At 62.6% G+C, this 16,468-nt stretch carries 17 protein-coding genes; 12 read left to right on the forward strand and 5 right to left on the reverse strand.

The window, feature by feature from the left end; genetic code table 11:
- The first annotated feature begins 44 nt into the window (after nt 1-44).
- The 5 genes from sphantq_RS19415 to sphantq_RS19435 all read left to right on the forward strand — a co-directional run bounded on the left by sphantq_RS19415 (nt 45) and on the right by sphantq_RS19435 (nt 5,150).
- Nucleotides 45-500: a nuclear transport factor 2 family protein gene (locus tag sphantq_RS19415; RefSeq protein WP_066607741.1), complete on the forward strand. Its 456-nt coding sequence runs from the start codon at nt 45-47 to the stop codon at nt 498-500.
- Nucleotides 501-540: 40 nt separating this feature from the next.
- Nucleotides 541-2,877 (forward strand): membrane-bound PQQ-dependent dehydrogenase, glucose/quinate/shikimate family, encoded by a 2,337-nt coding sequence (locus tag sphantq_RS19420; protein ID WP_066608672.1) that lies wholly within the window; start codon nt 541-543, stop codon nt 2,875-2,877.
- Between the two features lie 85 nt (nt 2,878-2,962).
- A complete protein-coding gene (locus sphantq_RS19425; protein ID WP_066607738.1) occupies nt 2,963-3,403 on the forward strand; it encodes a nuclear transport factor 2 family protein in 441 nt (146 codons plus the stop codon).
- The gene (locus sphantq_RS19430; RefSeq protein WP_129926237.1) at nt 3,396-4,397 is read left to right on the forward strand and encodes an NADP-dependent oxidoreductase; all 1,002 of its coding nucleotides are present in this window, start codon (nt 3,396-3,398) and stop codon (nt 4,395-4,397) included. Before sphantq_RS19425 ends, sphantq_RS19430 begins: the two co-directional genes overlap by 8 nt.
- A 27-nt stretch (nt 4,398-4,424) precedes the next feature.
- Complete coding sequence (locus tag sphantq_RS19435; protein ID WP_129926236.1) at nt 4,425-5,150, forward strand: SDR family oxidoreductase; 726 nt, start codon at nt 4,425-4,427, stop codon at nt 5,148-5,150.
- Here sphantq_RS19435 and sphantq_RS19440 read toward each other — a convergent pair.
- Together sphantq_RS19440 and sphantq_RS19445 are read right to left on the reverse strand one after the other, a co-directional pair.
- Nucleotides 5,147-6,301, reverse strand: a complete 1,155-nt coding sequence (locus sphantq_RS19440; RefSeq protein ID WP_066607725.1) for an oxidoreductase — start codon at nt 6,299-6,301, stop codon at nt 5,147-5,149. The genes sphantq_RS19435 and sphantq_RS19440 overlap by 4 nt on opposite strands.
- Before the next feature lie 134 nt (nt 6,302-6,435).
- Nucleotides 6,436-6,645: a ferredoxin gene (locus sphantq_RS19445; protein WP_244884464.1), complete on the reverse strand. Its 210-nt coding sequence runs from the start codon at nt 6,643-6,645 to the stop codon at nt 6,436-6,438.
- A gap of 89 nt (nt 6,646-6,734) precedes the next feature.
- Between sphantq_RS19445 and sphantq_RS19450 the strand changes: the two genes are divergently transcribed.
- The 7 genes from sphantq_RS19450 to sphantq_RS19480 are packed head-to-tail and all read left to right on the forward strand — an operon-like array spanning nt 6,735 to nt 13,230.
- A complete protein-coding gene (locus tag sphantq_RS19450) occupies nt 6,735-8,120 on the forward strand; it encodes an aromatic ring-hydroxylating dioxygenase subunit alpha (RefSeq protein ID WP_066607723.1) in 1,386 nt (461 codons plus the stop codon).
- 26 nt (nt 8,121-8,146) lie between these two features.
- Nucleotides 8,147-8,725, forward strand: a complete 579-nt coding sequence (locus sphantq_RS19455; protein ID WP_066607720.1) for a 3-phenylpropionate/cinnamic acid dioxygenase subunit beta — start codon at nt 8,147-8,149, stop codon at nt 8,723-8,725.
- Nucleotides 8,726-8,738: 13 nt separating this feature from the next.
- Complete coding sequence (locus tag sphantq_RS19460; RefSeq protein WP_129926234.1) at nt 8,739-9,908, forward strand: FAD-dependent oxidoreductase; 1,170 nt, start codon at nt 8,739-8,741, stop codon at nt 9,906-9,908.
- Nucleotides 9,905-10,717, forward strand: coding sequence for an SDR family NAD(P)-dependent oxidoreductase (locus tag sphantq_RS19465; protein WP_066607714.1), 813 nt, complete (start codon nt 9,905-9,907; stop codon nt 10,715-10,717). Before sphantq_RS19460 ends, sphantq_RS19465 begins: the two co-directional genes overlap by 4 nt.
- Nucleotides 10,714-11,346 carry a TetR/AcrR family transcriptional regulator gene (locus sphantq_RS19470; RefSeq protein WP_066607712.1) on the forward strand — a complete coding sequence of 211 codons (633 nt, stop codon included), beginning with the start codon at nt 10,714-10,716 and terminating at the stop codon, nt 11,344-11,346. The genes sphantq_RS19465 and sphantq_RS19470 overlap by 4 nt, the downstream gene beginning before the upstream one ends.
- 4 nt (nt 11,347-11,350) lie before the next feature.
- A complete protein-coding gene (locus tag sphantq_RS19475) occupies nt 11,351-12,577 on the forward strand; it encodes an acyl-CoA dehydrogenase family protein (protein ID WP_201785543.1) in 1,227 nt (408 codons plus the stop codon).
- A gap of 56 nt (nt 12,578-12,633) precedes the next feature.
- A complete protein-coding gene (locus sphantq_RS19480) occupies nt 12,634-13,230 on the forward strand; it encodes a malonic semialdehyde reductase (RefSeq protein ID WP_242495987.1) in 597 nt (198 codons plus the stop codon).
- 33 nt (nt 13,231-13,263) lie between these two features.
- Here the strand turns inward: sphantq_RS19480 and sphantq_RS19485 are convergent, their stop codons facing one another.
- From sphantq_RS19485 to sphantq_RS19495, 3 genes are read right to left on the reverse strand one after another with little or no spacing between them, the layout of a single operon-like run.
- Nucleotides 13,264-14,487, reverse strand: coding sequence for a cytochrome P450 (locus sphantq_RS19485; protein WP_129926233.1), 1,224 nt, complete (start codon nt 14,485-14,487; stop codon nt 13,264-13,266).
- Nucleotides 14,488-14,540: 53 nt separating this feature from the next.
- Nucleotides 14,541-15,704 carry an acyl-CoA dehydrogenase family protein gene (locus sphantq_RS19490; protein ID WP_272800467.1) on the reverse strand — a complete coding sequence of 388 codons (1,164 nt, stop codon included), beginning with the start codon at nt 15,702-15,704 and terminating at the stop codon, nt 14,541-14,543.
- A gap of 17 nt (nt 15,705-15,721) precedes the next feature.
- Nucleotides 15,722-16,429: a GntR family transcriptional regulator gene (locus sphantq_RS19495; protein WP_129926278.1), complete on the reverse strand. Its 708-nt coding sequence runs from the start codon at nt 16,427-16,429 to the stop codon at nt 15,722-15,724.
- Between the last annotated feature and the right edge of the window lie 39 nt (nt 16,430-16,468).

Raw genomic sequence — 16,468 nt, forward strand, 5'->3', positions numbered from 1 at the left:
ACCTGCCTGTGCAATCCATGATTCTATAGAATGGAGGAGAGGTTATGACCATGACCGTGCAGGAGATGTCGGATCGGTTCGAAATACAGGATCTGATCGTTGGCTATTGCTATGCCGTGGACAGCCGCGACTGGGACGGGCTGGACCGATATTTCACCGATGACGCGGTGATCGATTATTCCGAAATGGTCGGGGTGGTCGGCAGCCTGGCCGACATCAAGCGCTTTCTAGCGCAAAGCCTGGCCCCGATCGTGGCGTTTCAGCACGCCATATCGACCACCCAATATCGGATCGAGGGCGACCGGGCGCAGACCAAGACGGTATGCACCAACCCGATGACCGTCAGCGACGGCAGCACCAGCGACACGCTGGTTTTCGGGCTGTGGTATATCCACGATTATGTCCGCACCGCCGACGGATGGCGGATCAGCCGCCTGTATGAGCAGAAATGCTATCGGATGAACGTGCCTGACTGGCTGGCGGCGCAACTACCCGCCTGATCGCACCGATCGATCCTTTGTGCTGCGCCGGGGTGCCATGATGCAACGCTTCCTCAACATCGCATTCCTATCGTCACTGACCATTACGGGCGCATCGCTTGCATGGCTGGGCGGCCGCCTGCTGCTGCTGGGCGGATCGCCATGGTATCTTGCGTCGGGGATCGTGATGGTCGCCGTCGCGCTGCTGGGCTGGCGCAGGCGGTCTGTGTCGATCCTGTTGTTCTGGCTGTATCTGGCCGCCAATCTGGGCTGGGCGACGTGGGAAGTCGGAGCAGACGGATGGGCGTTAGCCCCGCGCATCGCCATGCCGATGGGACTGGGCCTGTATATGCTGACTCCCTTCTATCGGCGGCATGTCGGGAGGATGCAGCCCCTGCCGGGCGCACGGCTGTTGTGGCCCGGTCTGGCGTTGATACTCGCGGGCGGCGTCGGGCTGGCCTTCTGGGCCGATCGGATGCCGGCGCCACGCAGCGAATTATGGGGTCCGCCCCCCGCACAGGCCGGCGATGGCGACTGGATCGCTTATGGCAACGACCGGGGCGGGTCGCGCTTTTCACCGCTGGCGCAAATCACCCCGGCCAATGTCGGCCATTTGCGACCAGCCTGGACCTACCGCACCGGGAAGCTGGGCGATGGCAAGCAGGGAACGGCGTTTCAGGTCAACCCGCTCAAGATCGGCAACCGCCTCTATCTATGTGCGGGCAATAATGACGTGATTGCGCTGGACCCGGAGACGGGGCGGCAATTGTGGCGGCATAATCCCAAGACCGATCTGGCGGGCGTCTATGGCCTGGTCTGTCGCGGCGTCACTTATTATCGCGTGCCGCAGGCGAACGGCCCATGCGCCGAACGAATATATACCGCGACGCTGGACGCACGGCTGATCGCGCTGGACGCGGCCACCGGGCGCCCTTGTCCCGGCTTCGGACGCGGGGGCCAAGTCGACCTGAGATCCGGCCTCGGCACGGTGGACAAGGGTTATTATTTCGTCACATCACCCCCCGCGCTGGTGCGTGGACGACTGGTGCTGGGCGGTTGGGTGACGGACGGGCAGAGGATCGGCGAGCCATCGGGCGTCATCCGCGCCTTCGATGCGGTCAGCGGCGACTTCGCCTGGGCGTTCGATATCGGCCGTCCCGACGATCACGGCCTGCCCGCGCCCGGCGCGACCTTCACCCCTGGCACGCCGAACAGCTGGGCGCCGATGAGTTCGGACGAATCGCTGGGGCTGGTCTATGCGCCGACGGGCAATGCCACGCCCGATTATTTCGGCGGACACCGCACCGCCAATGACGACCGCTTTTCCAGTTCGGTCATTGCCTTGGACGCCGCGACCGGCGCGGTCCGGTGGTCTTTCCAGACCACCCATCACGACCTGTGGGACTATGACGTCCCGGCGCAGCCGACGCTGGTCGATCTGCCCGGTGGGGTGCGCGGCCTGATCCAGCCGACCAAGCGGGGCGAGATTTTCCTGCTGGACCGGGCGACGGGCAAGCCGATCCTGCCGGTCGAGGAGCGCCCCGTGCCCCAAGGGGCCGTCGCGGGTGAACGAATCGCCAAGACCCAGCCCTATTCGACCACCATGCCCAGCTTTGGCGGGCCGCGTCCTACGGAAAAGGGCATGTGGGGACTGACCCCGATCGATCAGGCGATCTGTCGCATCCGTTTTCGGCAGGCGCGATTCGATGGTGACATGACGCCCCTGTCGACGGAGCATCCCACGATCACCTGGCCTGGCTATCTGGGCGGGATCGACTGGGGTGGCGTGTCGGTGGACAAGCTGCGCGGGCTGATGATCGTCAACAACAACCAGGTCGGCAATTATAACCGTCTGATCCCACGCGCGGAGGCCGACCGGCGCGGCATCAAGCCGATGAACGCGGTGCATATGGGCGATGTCGGCGGCCCGGCGGCGCAGCAGGGCGTTCCTTATGCAGCGCAGATCGCGCCATTCCTGTCGCCATTGGCCATACCCTGTCAGCAGCCGCCCTATGGCCGGATCAACGCTGTCGACATCAGGACCGGCAAGATGGTGTGGAGCCGGACTTTGGGCACCTCGCGCGACAGCGGGCCGCTGGCGCTGCCGACGCTCGTCCCCATCCCGATGGGGGTGCCCAATATCGGCGGGTCGGTGGCGACGGCCAGTGGCCTGACCTTCATCGGCGCGACCCAGGAACATGCGTTTCGCGCGTTCGATACGGCGACCGGACAGTTGCTGTGGAAGGCGCGCCTGCCTGCCGGTGGCAATGCGTCGCCCAGCAGCTATTGGTCCAGTGCCAGCGGGCGTCAATTCATAGTGATTGCGGCGGGGGGGCATGGCGCGATGCTGTCGGGGTCCAGCGATCAGTTGGTCGCCTATGCCCTGCCCAGGAAATGACGCGATAGGCGCCGATCCTATCGTTCGACGGGCAAGATCGGCATCCCCTTCCCTATGATCCGTCAGGATATAAGGGAGGATGACTATGGCGGCACATGGCAGCCTGACGCGCAGGGCGCCACTCGCAGCGGATGATGAGCGCGCGATCCATCATTTGCTGCTACGCTATGCGACCGGGATCGACACGCGCGACTGGCCGTTGTTTCGCACCTGCTTCGCACAGGATTGCGAGGCGGATTATGGCAGCTTCGGCCGATGGCGCGGCCCGCGCGCGATTACCGAATATATGGAGAGCGCGCATCGGCAGATGGGCGCGACGTTGCACCGGATCACCAACATCGTGGTGGAAAGCCGGAACGATGAAATCGTCGCACGCAGCTATGTCGACGCGGTGCTGACCGATCAGGCACATGGGGTGACGCATCGCGCGGCAGGCTTTTATGACGACTGCCTGATCCGCACCGCGGACGGGTGGCGGATCGCGCGACGCAAATTCACGATGGTGAAGGCGGGATTGAATGAATGACATTAATCGTCAGGTGATTCTGATCGCCCGTCCAGCGGGCATCGCGCAGGCGGAGCATTTCGCGATCCGGCACAGTAGGGTCGATCAGCCTGGACCGGGCGAAATTCTGGTGCGCAACCATTATCTGTCGGTCGAACCGGCGATGCGTGGCTGGATCGCGGACAGCGACAATTATGCCGCGCCGGTCGCGATCGGATCGGTCATGCGCGCGCTCGCCGCAGGGCAGGTGGTGGCGTCCGGTGACGATGCCTATCAGGTCGGCGATTATGTGACGGGATGGTTCGGGTGGCAGGATTTTACCCGTGTTCGGACCGATCAGGTGGTGCAGCGAACCAATGCGCCGGAGATGCGTGCGTCGCTCGGCATATTGGGGATCAACGGTGTCACAGCCTTTCTGGCGCTGACGCTGATCGGCCAGCCGCGCGCGGGCGATACCGTACTGGTATCGACGGCGGCCGGCGCAGTCGGATCGGCCGTGGGTCAGATTGCGCGGCTGATGGGATGCCGGACGATCGGCATTGCCGGCGGGCCGGACAAGGTGCGCCGCTGCGTCGATCAGTTCGGCTATGACAGCGCGATCGACTATCGCGGGGAAGATGTGGGCGTGGCAGTGGCCCGCCATGCGCCGCAGGGTGTCGACATTTATTTCGATAATGTCGCAGGCGCGATCAGCGACGCCGTGCTGCCGCATCTGGCCATGCGGGGGCGCGTCGTCGCGTGCGGCACCGCGTCGATCGACCGTTGGAACCCCTGGCCGCAAGGTCCGCGCGTCGAACGGCATCTGCTGGTCAAGCGAGCGCGGATGGAGGGCTTCGTCATCTTTGACCATATGGACCGCTATGGTGATGCCGTCGCGCAATTGCGGGCATGGATCGCGCAGGGGCAACTGACTTGGCGGGAGGAAATATTGGACGGGATCGTCGCTTGCCCGGACGCTCTGGCGGGACTGTATCGCGGCGAAAATGATGGCAAGCGGCTGATCCGCCTCGTCTGAACCCCCTGGACCAAATGGAGTGAAGCAATGAGCAAGCTGGCTGGCAGGATCGCGATCGTGACGGGCGCATCGTCGGGCATCGGCGCGGCGACCGCCCATGCCCTGTCGGCGGCGGGCGCAACGCTAGTGCTGGTCGCGCGCAGGGCTGATCGGCTGGCGGCGCTGGCGGCGGAGTTGGGTGGTGATGCGCTGCCCTTCGCCGACGACATGGCTGATCCGCTCGCCCCGCAGCGGCTGCATGATGAGGTGATGGGGCGGTTCGGGCGCGCAGACATCCTTGTGAACAATGCCGGCATCCTTCATGCTGCGCCGGTCGAACAGTTCGATCTGGACCAGTTGCGCCCGATGATCGCGCTGAATTACGAGGCCGTCGTGCGGACCAGCACCTTGTTCGCGCGTTCCATGAAAGCGGCCGGGACCGGCCAGATCATCAACATATCCAGCATCGGGGCCAACATAACCGCGCCGGGCGTGGGCGTCTATGGCGGGCTGAAGCGCGCGCTGGAGGCTTTTACCGATTGCCTGCGCGTCGAACTGGCTGGCAGCGGCGTCAAAGTCGGCATCGTCGCGCCGGGAACGACCAGCACCGAAATTTTCGAGGATATGAAGGCGCGCGGCCAGCCTGCCTGGGACAGCTTCATCCCCGCGATGCAGCCGGGCGACGTCGCTGACGCCGTACGCTATATGGCGGAGCAACCCGACCGCACCAATATGGCGCGGATACAGGTCTATGCCGCCGCCGATTCGCATTAGTCCAGCGTGGCGTATGCCTCCAACCGGAACGGATCGGGCGCGCCGCCGTCGCGCATCTTGCGGACCCATAAAGGGTCCATGAGCAGCGCGCGACCGACGGCGATCAGGTCGAACTCGCCCTGCGCGATGCGGTCCGCCACCAGCGCCAGATTGTCGGTCATCACCGTGGGCTGGGCGAAGGAGGATTGCAGATCCTTGCTGAGGCCGACGCCGCCGACCGCGATGACCGGCTTGCCGGTCAGCCGCTTGATCCATCCGGCAAGACCCATATCCGACCCTTCGAACGCGGGAGTGGAAAAAAGGCGCGTGCTGGCGTCGAAAATGTCGACACCGCCGTCCGCAATGGGAGCCAGCATTGCGGCCAGTTCATCGGGCGTCTGGGCGCTGCGGGCGTCGTAATCCTGCAATTTCCATTGGGAGAAGCGAAAGATGATCGGGAAATCGGGCGCGGTCGCGGCCCGGACGGCGCGGACGACTTCGGCAGCAAAAAGAGCACGGGCGGCCGCATCGCCGCCCCAGCGATCATCCCGCATGTTCGTATGGCCCCACAGAAAGCTGTCGATCAGATAACCATGCGCGCCATGCAGCGCGATGCCATCGAAGCCGACGGCGCGGGCGTTGGCCGCGCTGCGGGCGAACGCAGCAATGATGTCGCCGATTTCGCTGTCGGTCAGCGGTGTCGAAGGATCACGCACGGCCGCCAGATAATCGGGGGGCACCATGGCCTTGTCGGTCGGTCCCCAGATACCCGATGGCCGGGCCGAGGGCGCTTGCGGATGGTAGCCGGTGCCCGGCACCCGGATGACGCCCTGATGCCAGAGTTGCGGCACGATCAAACCGCCTGCCGCATGGACGCCCGTCACGATGTCACGCCAGCGCGTCAGCGCAGCGTCACCATGCAGCACCGGCGAAGCGCCGCCGCCCATCGATTCGCGTCCCAGCGCAGCGGGATGATCGACCCCAATGCCTTCGGTCACGATCAACCCGACATCGGCGGCGGCGCGGCGCGCATAATAGGATGCGACGCCATCGGACGGGATGCCGTCGGGCGCGAAATTGCGCGTCATGGGAGCCATGACGAAGCGATTGCGCAGGCGCAGGCCCGCCGTTTCGAAAGGGGTAAAGAGCTTGTCCCTGTCGCCAGTCGTCATTTCACTCTCCCTTGCCGATCGCCTGTTCCGCGCTGGGTGCAACAGGGGCGAACGCCAACGGACCTACCCATGGACAGGTTCGTTGGGCGCGGAACAGGCAGAGCCTTTCCGCACCGGAAAGAAGGAGCAGCCGATCAGGCGTCGACCACTGCCAATGCCGCTTGGGGACAGGCTTCCGCGCCTTCGCGGGCGAGGTCTTCCATGCCTTCGGGCACAATGGCGTCATCGACATAGACAATGCCGTTCGCATCCAGCTTGTACACGTCGGGGCATATTTCGGCGCACACGCCATAGCCACAGCAGGCTGCCTTATCGATTACGATCTTCAACTTCTGGCTCATCATCCTCTCCTTGTGACGCAACATTACAACTTGAACAGATTTAGTTCAATATGTATAAAGCGACTCACGATGGATTTTCCAAGGAGAGGAAGATGCTACACAAGGCCGGGTTGACTCTGGGCGATGGAACCACGCTCGACGACCTCATCAACCGCGACATGAACGAAGTGTCGCTGCGCGTGATGAACGACAAGGAACTGTACGAACTGGAAATGGAGCGCATCTTTGCGCGCACCTGGCTGTTGCTGGGCCATGAATCGGAAATTCCCAAGGCGGGCGACTATGTCATGCGCGACATGGCCGAGGATAATGTGATCGTGTCGCGGGCACGCGACGGCGAAGTGCATGTCATGCTCAACGTCTGTCCGCATCGCGGGATGAAGGTGTGCACCGCCGAGGCGGGCAACGCCGCCGCGCATCGCTGCATCTATCACGGCTGGGCCTTCCGTTCCGACGGCAGCTTCATCGGCGCGCCGATCGAAAAGGAGCAGATGCACGGCAACAAGCATAGCAAGGACGAACTGGGCCTGAAAAAGGCGCGCGTGCATCTTTATGGCGGTCTGATCTTTGCGACATGGAGCAAGGATCTCTCGTTCGAGGACTATCTGGGCGACGCCAAATTCTATCTCGACCAGCTTTTCTGCCGCACCGACAATGGCCTTGAAATGCTCGGCCCCCCGCAGCGCTTCGTGCTGCCGTGCAACTGGAAGATCCCCGGCGAACAGTCCGGTTCGGACGGCTTCCATACGCTGACGCTGCACCGTTCGCTGATGGAAGGCGGCATCATGGGCGGCACCGCCGAGTCGATCTACGACACTGCGCCGGGCATGTATGGCGTCGATATTTCGGTGCCGCAGGGGCATACGCTGCGTTGCCTGGAAGCGGCGCAGACGTTCAAGATGTTCGCCGACATCAGCTTCGAGGGCAAGACGACCGAAGAGCGGCTGAACCTGCTGACCCCGCCGGGTGTCACCAAGGAGATGATCCCCCAGCTGTTCAGGAACCTTACCGAGGATCAGGTCAACCAGCTGGCGACCATCCCGCCCCAGGTCGGCGGCATGTTCCCCAACATCCTGATCGCCTTCATCTTCGCGCCGCGTATGGATGGCGGCGCGTCGGGTGCTCTTTCGCTCCACACTTATGTGCCCAAGGGACCGGACAAGGTGGAGTTCGTCAATTTCATCTTCGCCGAAAAGGACGCGCCTGAAGATGTGAAGCGCGACATGCTCCAAAATGCGATCTGGTCCACCGGCACGTCCGGCACGATCGAGCAGGACGATGCCGATACCTGGCCGCAGATCATGCGCAATGCGCGCGGGCATATGAGCAAGAGCGTGACGTTGAAATATCAGGCGCTCCATGGTCATGAACGGCCCGAAGGCTGGGTCGGTGGCGGTGACCTCTACCCCGGCTTCACCAAGGACGACACGCAATGGGCCTGGTGGATGGCCTATTACGACCTGATGGCCGACGCCTGAGCGACGCGAACCGAGAGGATCATAGCATGACCGTGAACTACGCGACCGCCGCCATCGACAAGACCAGCGTGATGCGCGGGCTGGTATCCACCCAGCGCGTGCCGTTGGGGTCGGAGGTCTATAACCGCCTGCTCGAAACCCTGTATGATGAAGCGGCGGCGCTGGACGAGCGCCGGTTCGACGACTGGGTCGCCTATCTGGCGCAGGATCTGGTCTATACCGCGCCGCTGCGCCTGACCCGCAACGGTCCCAACAAGGATCGCGACGTCGTGCGGACGATGAAGCATTTTGACGAAAATTATGCGTCGATCCTGATGCGGACCGGGCGGCTGTCGAAAAGCGCCTGGGCGGAAGATCCGCCGTCGCGAACCCGCCGTTTCGTTACCAATGTCCGTGTCGCACAGTGCGACACGGCGGGCGAATATGAAGTTGTGAGCTATCTTTATGTAGAGCGCAGCCGGTTCGATAACCCGGAAAACGAGTCGATCACGGCGGAACGGCGGGACGTGTGGCGACTGGTCGATGGCGTGTACAAGCTGGCCGTGCGCGAGATCATCGTCGATCAATCGACGTTGGGCATGTCCAACTTCGCGATCTTCCTCTGACGGAGTTGGGCAGGTGACAGGCTCCCCGCATATCGTGGTGATCGGCAGCGGCTTGGCCGGCTATGGGGTCCTGCGCGAGTTGCGCAAACTGGCGCCGGACGCCCGGCTTACCTTGGTGACGCAGGATGACGGGCACTTCTATTCCAAGCCCGCTTTGTCCACCGCGCTGGCCAAGGGCAAGGTTGCCGATACGCTAGTCACCACGGCTGCGGGGAAAATGTCGACGCAGTTGAAGCTGGACCTGCGCGCCGGCCGGGTTGTCGAGGCGATCGACCGGCAGGACAAGGCCGTTCTGACCACCGGCGGGCCGATCTTCTACGATCGGCTGGTGCTGGCGCTGGGGGCTGAGCCGATCCGACCGCCGATCGACGGCGATGCCGCGCACCGGGCGATGGCGGTGAACAGCCTCGACCATTATCGCGATTTTCGCGAAAAGTTGCCCGATGGCGCGCGGGTGCTGATTATGGGCAGCGGGCTGGTCGGCACCGAATTTGCCAATGATCTGGCCGCGACGGGCTATCGTCCGGTGGTGGTCGACATGCTGGGACATCCGCTGGCGCAACTTGTGCCAGCGGATGTCGGTGCCAGCATTCGCGACGCGCTGTCGGAGAAGGGCGTGGAGTGGCATCTGGGCCGCAAGGTGATGGCGATCCACAAGACAGATGGCGGCATCCGCGCCGAGCTGGACGATGGCATGGAGATCGAGGCGGCAGCGGTGCTGTCTGCCATTGGCCTGCGCCCCAATGTGCAACTGGCGCAGGACGCCGGGCTGGACGTGGGACGGGGCATCCGTGTCGATCAGACTGGCCGCACCAGCGACCCGGACATTTTCGCGATTGGGGATTGCGCCGAATATCCTAGCGGGCTGGCTGCCTATGTCACCCCGATCATGGCCGCCGCACGGGCGATCGCGCCCAGCGCGCTTGGCACGCCGACCGACATTCGCTTTCCGCCCTTGTCGGTGCAGGTCAAGACGACCGCCTGCCCGGTCGTGCTGCTCCCAGCGCCGCAGGGCGTAGCGGGTAACTGGGAAGAAGCAGCGAACGACTCGATGGGCCTGAAATATCTGTTTCGCGACAGCGATGGCGCTGTCCGGGGTTATGTCTTCACACAGGAATATTGCCAGGAGCGCATGGATATGGACCGCGCCCTGAGCGAACAATTGGCGGGAGTGGCAGCGTGACGGGATTGGTGCAGGATAAGGTTGCGATCGTCACCGGCGGGGCAAAGGGGCTTGGCCACGGCATATCCCGCTGTCTGGCCCGCGAAGGCGCGTATGTCCTGATCACCGGGCGCGACGGGGCCGCGGCGGAAAAGGTTGCGGCGGAGATCAGCACCGAATTTGGCGTGCGCGCGGTCGGCATGGCCGCCGATGTCGGGGTCAAGGCCGATGTGGAGGCGATGATCGATCGTGCGGTCGCCGAATTTGGCGGCATCGACATATTGGTCAACAACGCGTCCCTGCTGTCCGACAATGTCCTGCTGGAGCAGAAAACCGATGAAATGCTCAAGCGCACGCTGGAAATCGGCACCTGGGGCAGTTGGTGGGCGATGCGCGCCGCCTTCCCGCATATGAAGGCGCGCGGCGGCGGGTCGATTGTCAATTTCTATTCCATCGACGCGCAGACCGGGGCGTGGCTACATGCCGATTATAATATGAACAAGGGCGCGATCATGGGCCTGACGCGCAGCGCCGCAGTGGAATGGGGGCGTTTCAACATCCGCACCAACGCGATCGCGCCAACCGGCATGGGACAGGTATTCGCGCAACTGGTGGAGGATGTGCCGGGCTTTCTGGACATGGCCACCGCCAGCAATCCGTTGAAGCGCGCGGGCGACCCCGAACTGGACATCGGGCCGGTCGTGCTGTTCCTGGCGTCGGAAATGTCGCGGTTCGTCAATGGCGAACTGATCAATGTAGATGGCGGACAGCATCTGCCCGGTTATGTGAGCGTTCCGCACAATCTGTCAGAGATGGAAGCCCAGACATGAAGCTGATGCCGCACACCGACTGGAGCGAAATCGTCGCCATCGATCAATCGGGCAGCGTCCAGAAGATCATGGACGGTACGTTGCGCGCGATCGCCAGTATCGGTGCGCGCCGCCTGTCGATGAGCGACATCAGCGAAAGCAGCGGCGTGTCGCGCGGCACGCTGTACCGCTATTTCGCGTCCAAGGAGGATGTGCTGGCCGCGGTCAGCGAATATATTTGCAGCAGCTTCGAAAAGGGGATCGTCGAGGCGGGGCAAAATATTGCCGATCCGATAGAGCGGTTCCGCGCAGTCATGCGCTTCTATGGCCGCTTCACCATCGAACGGTCGCCCGACGGCATATTCGAGGTCGAGCCGGCCTTTCATCTCAATTTTCTGCGCAGTCATTTCGGCCGTCACAAGGCCGCGGTGCAACAGGCGCTCGGCCCGGTGCTCGACCATTTCGAAATGTTAACCGGCAGTCGCCTCGACCGGGATATTTTCTGCGACACGCTGGTACGGCTGCAACTGAGTACGCTCATCATTCCGGCCACGCCGGAATGGCTGGCCATCTGGAATGGCGCGCCCGACCGATTGTGCGAATGGGCGTTGCAGATCGCCGGTCACCATGCCGAACACAAGAGAGGATGAACTGATGGCTACCTTGGCAAAGTTTGAATCCGCCACGAAGATTGGCTTCGCCGACAAAAGCGTCGCCGACGCGATGGTGGAAAAGGCGCGCGGCCTGCGCAGCTTCCTCCAGAGCGAGGCGCCGGCCGGCGAAAAGCGTCGCAGCCCGACCCCTGCGGTCGACAAGATGCTGAAGGACGAAGGGTTCCTGCGCCTGCTGCTACCGCAGCGGCTGGGCGGCATGGGACTGTCGCCGACCGATTTCTGCCGTGTGCAGATCGAAATCGCGAAGGGCGATCCGGCGATCAGCTGGGTCATGCAGATCATCAACGGCACCAGCTGGATCACCAGCCTGGCCCCCGACGGGGTGCAGGACGCGGTATTTGCTGACGGCGCGCAAACGGTGTGCGGTGCATACAACCCGCCCGGCAAGGCGCGCAAGGTCGATGGCGGCTGGATCATCAACGGCAAATGGCCCTATATGTCCGGGTCGCGCCAGTCGAACTGGGCGCAGCAGGGCGTGGTGCTGGAAGATTATGACGGCCCCGTCGTGCCTGGTATCAATATGTGCTATCTGCGCATGGACCAGATGACGATCGAGGACAGCTGGTTCGTGTCCGGGATGCAGGGCACCGGGTCCGACACCGCCATTGCCAAGGATGTCTTCATTCCCGACGCGCAAATGGCGCTGATGACCGAGAGAACCGGCCAGATCGACCCGACAAAGCGCCATTTCGGTGCGCCGTCCGACCTTTTGCCCGCCGTTCCGGTGGTCCGCACGACCGGCATCGCGCAGTTGATCGGTGCGGTTGAGGCCATGCTGGAAATCGTCACCGCCGAAGCGCCCAAGAAGCCGGTGTTGACCACGATCATCGGCCCGCGCACCAGTTCGGGCGCCTATATGCGCGACCTGGGCGAGGCCGCCGCGATGATCGACACGGCCAAGCTGATCCTGTTCGACCTGACCGCCAAGCTGGACCGGATCGGCGTGGGTGAAGAATTTTCGATTGCGGAGAAGGCCAAGCACAGGGCCGCGGGCGCGCAGATGATTGAACTGGTCCATGGCGCCAGCGAATCGCTGATGTTCCAGGCCGGGTCTTCGGCTTTTGCGCTCGACAAGCCGATCAACCGTTACTGGCGCGACGTGTCGATGGCGACCCGGCATATCCAGAATATTCCAACCATTGGCTATGAAATTTATGGCCGCGCCACCACCGGGGCCGATCCGATTTCGCCGCCGGGCGCCTATTGATTTTTCGGGCCGTCCGCCAAGCAAACGGACGGCCCGGTTTTTTCGACGGAGCCTGCATGGCGCAGACAGACGCATCATGCGACGACATGTTGGATCGCCTCTTTCGGCAAGCGCGTACCCATAATGGCTGGACCGACCGTCCCGTCACCGGAGAGATGGTGCGCGCGCTGTATGATCTGGCGAAATGGGGACCGACGACGGCCAATAGTTGTCCCGGGCGGTTTGTGTTCATCCGTTCGGCGCAGGCGAAGGCGCGGCTGATGCCCCACATCAATCCAGGCAATGTCGACAAGGTGACGCAGGCGCCTTGTACAGTCATCATCGCGGGCGATACGCGATTTTACGAGAAATATGACACCCTGTTCCCTTCACGCGACATGCGGAGCGTGTTCGAGGGGAACGAGGCGCTGATCGTCGATACGGTTGCGCGATCTTCGACATTGCAGGGCGCGTACCTTATCATGGCGGCGCGGGCGATGGGGCTGGATTGCGGGCCGATGTCGGGCTTCGACGCGGCGGGCGTGGATGGCGAATTTTTCCCCGATGGGCGGTGGCAGGCCAATTTCCTGTGCAACATCGGCTATGGCCGACCCGAAGCACTGCATCCGCGTAACCCACGCCTGGATTTCAACACCGCCTGCCTCGACCTGTAGGGGCGCCGCCACGAAACGAACGCCCCCTTGCGATCAGGCGGCAGGCGTCCAGACCAGCGGCAGCGCGACCGGCTGGATCATACCGAGATGACATTCGACCTTGTGCCCCGGCGCGATGCGGAATTGCGGGATGCGGGCCAGAAACTCCTCCATCGCGATCCGCAATTCCCGCCGCGCCAGGTGCATCCCGACACAGGTATGTATGCCAAAGCCAAAGCCGACATGGCGCGGTTTGCGGTCCAGCCTTACTTCGGCAGGCGCATCGAATTCGGCCGGATCGCGGCCCGCAAGCGTGGTCGACATTGCCACCTTTTCCCCCGGCATGAAGCGCACGCCGCCGACCTCGGTTGCCTTGATGCAGGTGCGGAAGGTCGTCACCGCGCCATAGGCTCGCATCAATTCATCAATCGCGTGCGGGATTTCGGACGGGTTGGCGCGCAAATAGGCCTGATCGTCCATCGCGCTGCCCAGATGGCGGAAATGCAGCCCCATATTGGTGGATACGGTATCCAGCCCGCCAATGAAAAGGTTGAACATGAAGCCCAGCAATTCATCCTGCGTCAGCGGCCGATCGCCGATCCGGCCCTGCACCCCGAAGCTGATGAGATCGTCGCGCGGATTGGCGCGTCGGTCTGCGATTTCACCACCCAGATAATCCAGCACATTGCGGGTCGCCTCGGCGATTTTCGAAAGGTCGTGATTGTGGAGAAGGTTCATTTCCCACTCCATGAACTCGGCCACCCGGTCATGAGGCAGGCCCATCAGGTCCATGAACACCTTGATCGGAAATTCGAACGCGAAATCGGCCATGAACTCACATTCGCCTTTGCCGGCGAAGGCGTCGATATATTCGACCGCATATTGGCGGATTTTCCCCTCCAGCGCGGCCATGGCCTTTGGCGTGAAGGCGGGGTTGACCATCTGGCGGAAGGGACCATGGGCCGGCGGGTCCAGTTCGGCGGGCGAATTGATCCAATTGCCGCCGACCAGTTTGGAAAAAGGCGAAAAGTCCGTCGAAGAGAAATGTTGCGTGTCCAGATAGATGGCGCGCATATGCGCCATCCGCCGGGGCACCCAGGCGGCAGTTCCGCCCGGATAGGCGTGCGGCGCATAGATGATATCCGGGCCGTCATGCACTGCCATCGCCATGTCGTCGAACGGATCGCGATCGGTCGTCATGCCAAAGATGAAGGGAAAATCGGGTTTGACCAGATCGGCCGGCACATGATCGGGAATGGGCTGGGGCGGAAACATCATGATCTTCTCTTTCCTTGGTCGACAGAGAGGCTGCACGCCTTTTGACGCGTCTTTCAGAATGAACGGGGCAGCCCCAGGCTTTCGGCGATGCCGTTGCGGACCATTTCATTGGTGATCGGACCGATCCGCCACAGACGGCTATCGCGCCAGTAGCGCTGCATGTCGGTTTCCGCGGAATAGCCCATGCCGCCCATGATCTGTATGCCACGATCGGCGGCCGCATTGGCATTTTCCGACGCCATGAGTTTGAGCATATTGGCCTCGACCCCGACATTTTCGCCGCGCGCCTGCTTATCAGCACAGAAATGCAGCATCAGTTCGGTGGTCTTCTGCATGGTCGCGATGTCGGCGACATAATGTTGCAAGCTCTGGAAACGGCCGATGATCCCGCCAAACGCCTTGCGCTGCTTCATATAATCAAGCGCATCCTCCAGCACCCCGTCGATGACGCCCAAGCAGAAGGCGCCGACCATGATGCGTTCATTGTTGAGCGTGGGCAGCAGCATGTACCAGGCCTTGTGCGGCGCCCCCAGCACCTGTTCGTCCGCAACGAAGGCGTCCTCGAAATGCACCGAGCAACTGCCCATCGAGCGCATACCCAATTTGGCCAGCGGGGTGATCTTCACGCCTGCCGTCCTGGTCGGCACCCAGAACAGGGTCAGGCCCTGATGTTTCTTTTCCGTCTCCTTGTCGTTCCGCGCGATCACCAGCAGATAGTCGGCGACATGGGCGGAGGAGGACCATATTTTTTCCCCATTCAGTTTCCAGCCGCCCTCGACCCGATCGGCGGTGGTAGTCATTCCGCCCAGCAAGTCGGTGCCGCCACCCGGTTCGGTAAAGGCGATCGCCGCCTTCAACTGGCCGGTCGCGATCAGCGGAAGATATTTCGCCTTTTGTTCGGGTGACCCATAGAGGCCGATCGACTTCGACCCGGCAAAGCTGGTGATGCCCCATATCCAGGCGAGACCGCCCAGCGAGCGGGCAAGTTCGCGCGCCAGCAGCATCTGCATGACGACATCGCCACCCTGCCCGTCATATTCTTCCGCAATGCCGATGCCATGGAATCCCGCCTGGGTGAATTTATCCCACAGAGCGAATGGATAATTATGTTCGTCCTTTTCCAGTGCGCGCGCCCACTCCTTCGGCACTTCCTTGTCGACCCAGCGGCGCACCATGTCCTGAAAAGACCGATATTCTTCTGGCAGTTCGAAATCCATGTCCTGTGTCTCTTCTTTTATAAGGTCTGATGAGCGATTGACGGTGAACAGCCCGCCTGCGCGATGGCGATCAGGCGTGTGGCCATATGGTCAAGGCAGGCGATTACGCAGGGATGATCGCCGGCCCTGAATGCGGTCAGAATCGCCTGATGCTGGGCCAAGCCGATGGTCGTCAGGGTTTGCAAGCCGTGCAGCAGGATGAAGCGCGCGATCAACCCGCGCCGGTCGAGCGTGGAGCGCAGCAATTCCCGGTTCGCCGATGCTGTGATAAAGATGGTATGAAAATCAAGGCCCGCCGCGATCGCTCCGGCATGGTCCCCGGTGTCGAGCGCCGTGCGATAGCGAAGGATCGCCTGATCGAGCAGCGCATTTTGTTCGACACCGATGCTGCTCATCCCCCAGGCATAGCCCAATCTCCACAATTCCCATTGCACGCGCAGCAGATCGCGCGTCGCGGGAAAATCGATCGGCGTCACGCGCTTCAATCGGTGCGCCTCGATCTCAACCAGCCCTTCGGACGCCAGCGTGCCAAGCGCTTCGCGGATCGGCGTGGCGCTGACGTTCAGGCTGGCGGCCAGCGCGGTTTCACGCAGTAAAGTGCCCGGCGATAGGGCGCCAGACACGATGGCGTCACGCAGGCGATCAACCACCGCCTGCCGCAATGTCGAGGGAGATCGCAATGGCGCGCTGGCGAAGGAGGCGGTCGGGACCGGAAGCGGGCGCATATCGGGCTGGTTCAGAAACGATTCCATAGTCTATAGAAT

This window comes from Sphingobium sp. AntQ-1 (assembly GCF_028538045.1).
Classification (GTDB): Bacteria; Pseudomonadota; Alphaproteobacteria; order Sphingomonadales; family Sphingomonadaceae; genus Sphingobium; species Sphingobium cupriresistens.

What these genes read in the sequence shown, in the direction of transcription:
- sphantq_RS19440 (WP_066607725.1), bottom strand. Translation starts at nt 6,301, where the DNA reads ATGACGACTGGCGACAGGGACAAGCTCTTTACCCCTTTCGAAACGGCG.
- sphantq_RS19495 (WP_129926278.1), bottom strand. Translation starts at nt 16,429, where the DNA reads ATGCGCCCGCTTCCGGTCCCGACCGCCTCCTTCGCCAGCGCGCCATTG.
- sphantq_RS19435 (WP_129926236.1), top strand. Translation starts at nt 4,425, where the DNA reads ATGAGCAAGCTGGCTGGCAGGATCGCGATCGTGACGGGCGCATCGTCG.
- sphantq_RS19445 (WP_244884464.1), bottom strand. Translation starts at nt 6,645, where the DNA reads ATGATGAGCCAGAAGTTGAAGATCGTAATCGATAAGGCAGCCTGCTGT.
- sphantq_RS19485 (WP_129926233.1), bottom strand. Translation starts at nt 14,487, where the DNA reads ATGATGTTTCCGCCCCAGCCCATTCCCGATCATGTGCCGGCCGATCTG.
- sphantq_RS19415 (WP_066607741.1), top strand. Translation starts at nt 45, where the DNA reads ATGACCATGACCGTGCAGGAGATGTCGGATCGGTTCGAAATACAGGAT.
- sphantq_RS19480 (WP_242495987.1), top strand. Translation starts at nt 12,634, where the DNA reads ATGGCGCAGACAGACGCATCATGCGACGACATGTTGGATCGCCTCTTT.
- sphantq_RS19425 (WP_066607738.1), top strand. Translation starts at nt 2,963, where the DNA reads ATGGCGGCACATGGCAGCCTGACGCGCAGGGCGCCACTCGCAGCGGAT.
- sphantq_RS19450 (WP_066607723.1), top strand. Translation starts at nt 6,735, where the DNA reads ATGCTACACAAGGCCGGGTTGACTCTGGGCGATGGAACCACGCTCGAC.
- sphantq_RS19455 (WP_066607720.1), top strand. Translation starts at nt 8,147, where the DNA reads ATGACCGTGAACTACGCGACCGCCGCCATCGACAAGACCAGCGTGATG.
- sphantq_RS19470 (WP_066607712.1), top strand. Translation starts at nt 10,714, where the DNA reads ATGAAGCTGATGCCGCACACCGACTGGAGCGAAATCGTCGCCATCGAT.
- sphantq_RS19430 (WP_129926237.1), top strand. Translation starts at nt 3,396, where the DNA reads ATGAATGACATTAATCGTCAGGTGATTCTGATCGCCCGTCCAGCGGGC.
- sphantq_RS19475 (WP_201785543.1), top strand. Translation starts at nt 11,351, where the DNA reads ATGGCTACCTTGGCAAAGTTTGAATCCGCCACGAAGATTGGCTTCGCC.
- sphantq_RS19420 (WP_066608672.1), top strand. Translation starts at nt 541, where the DNA reads ATGCAACGCTTCCTCAACATCGCATTCCTATCGTCACTGACCATTACG.
- sphantq_RS19490 (WP_272800467.1), bottom strand. Translation starts at nt 15,704, where the DNA reads ATGGATTTCGAACTGCCAGAAGAATATCGGTCTTTTCAGGACATGGTG.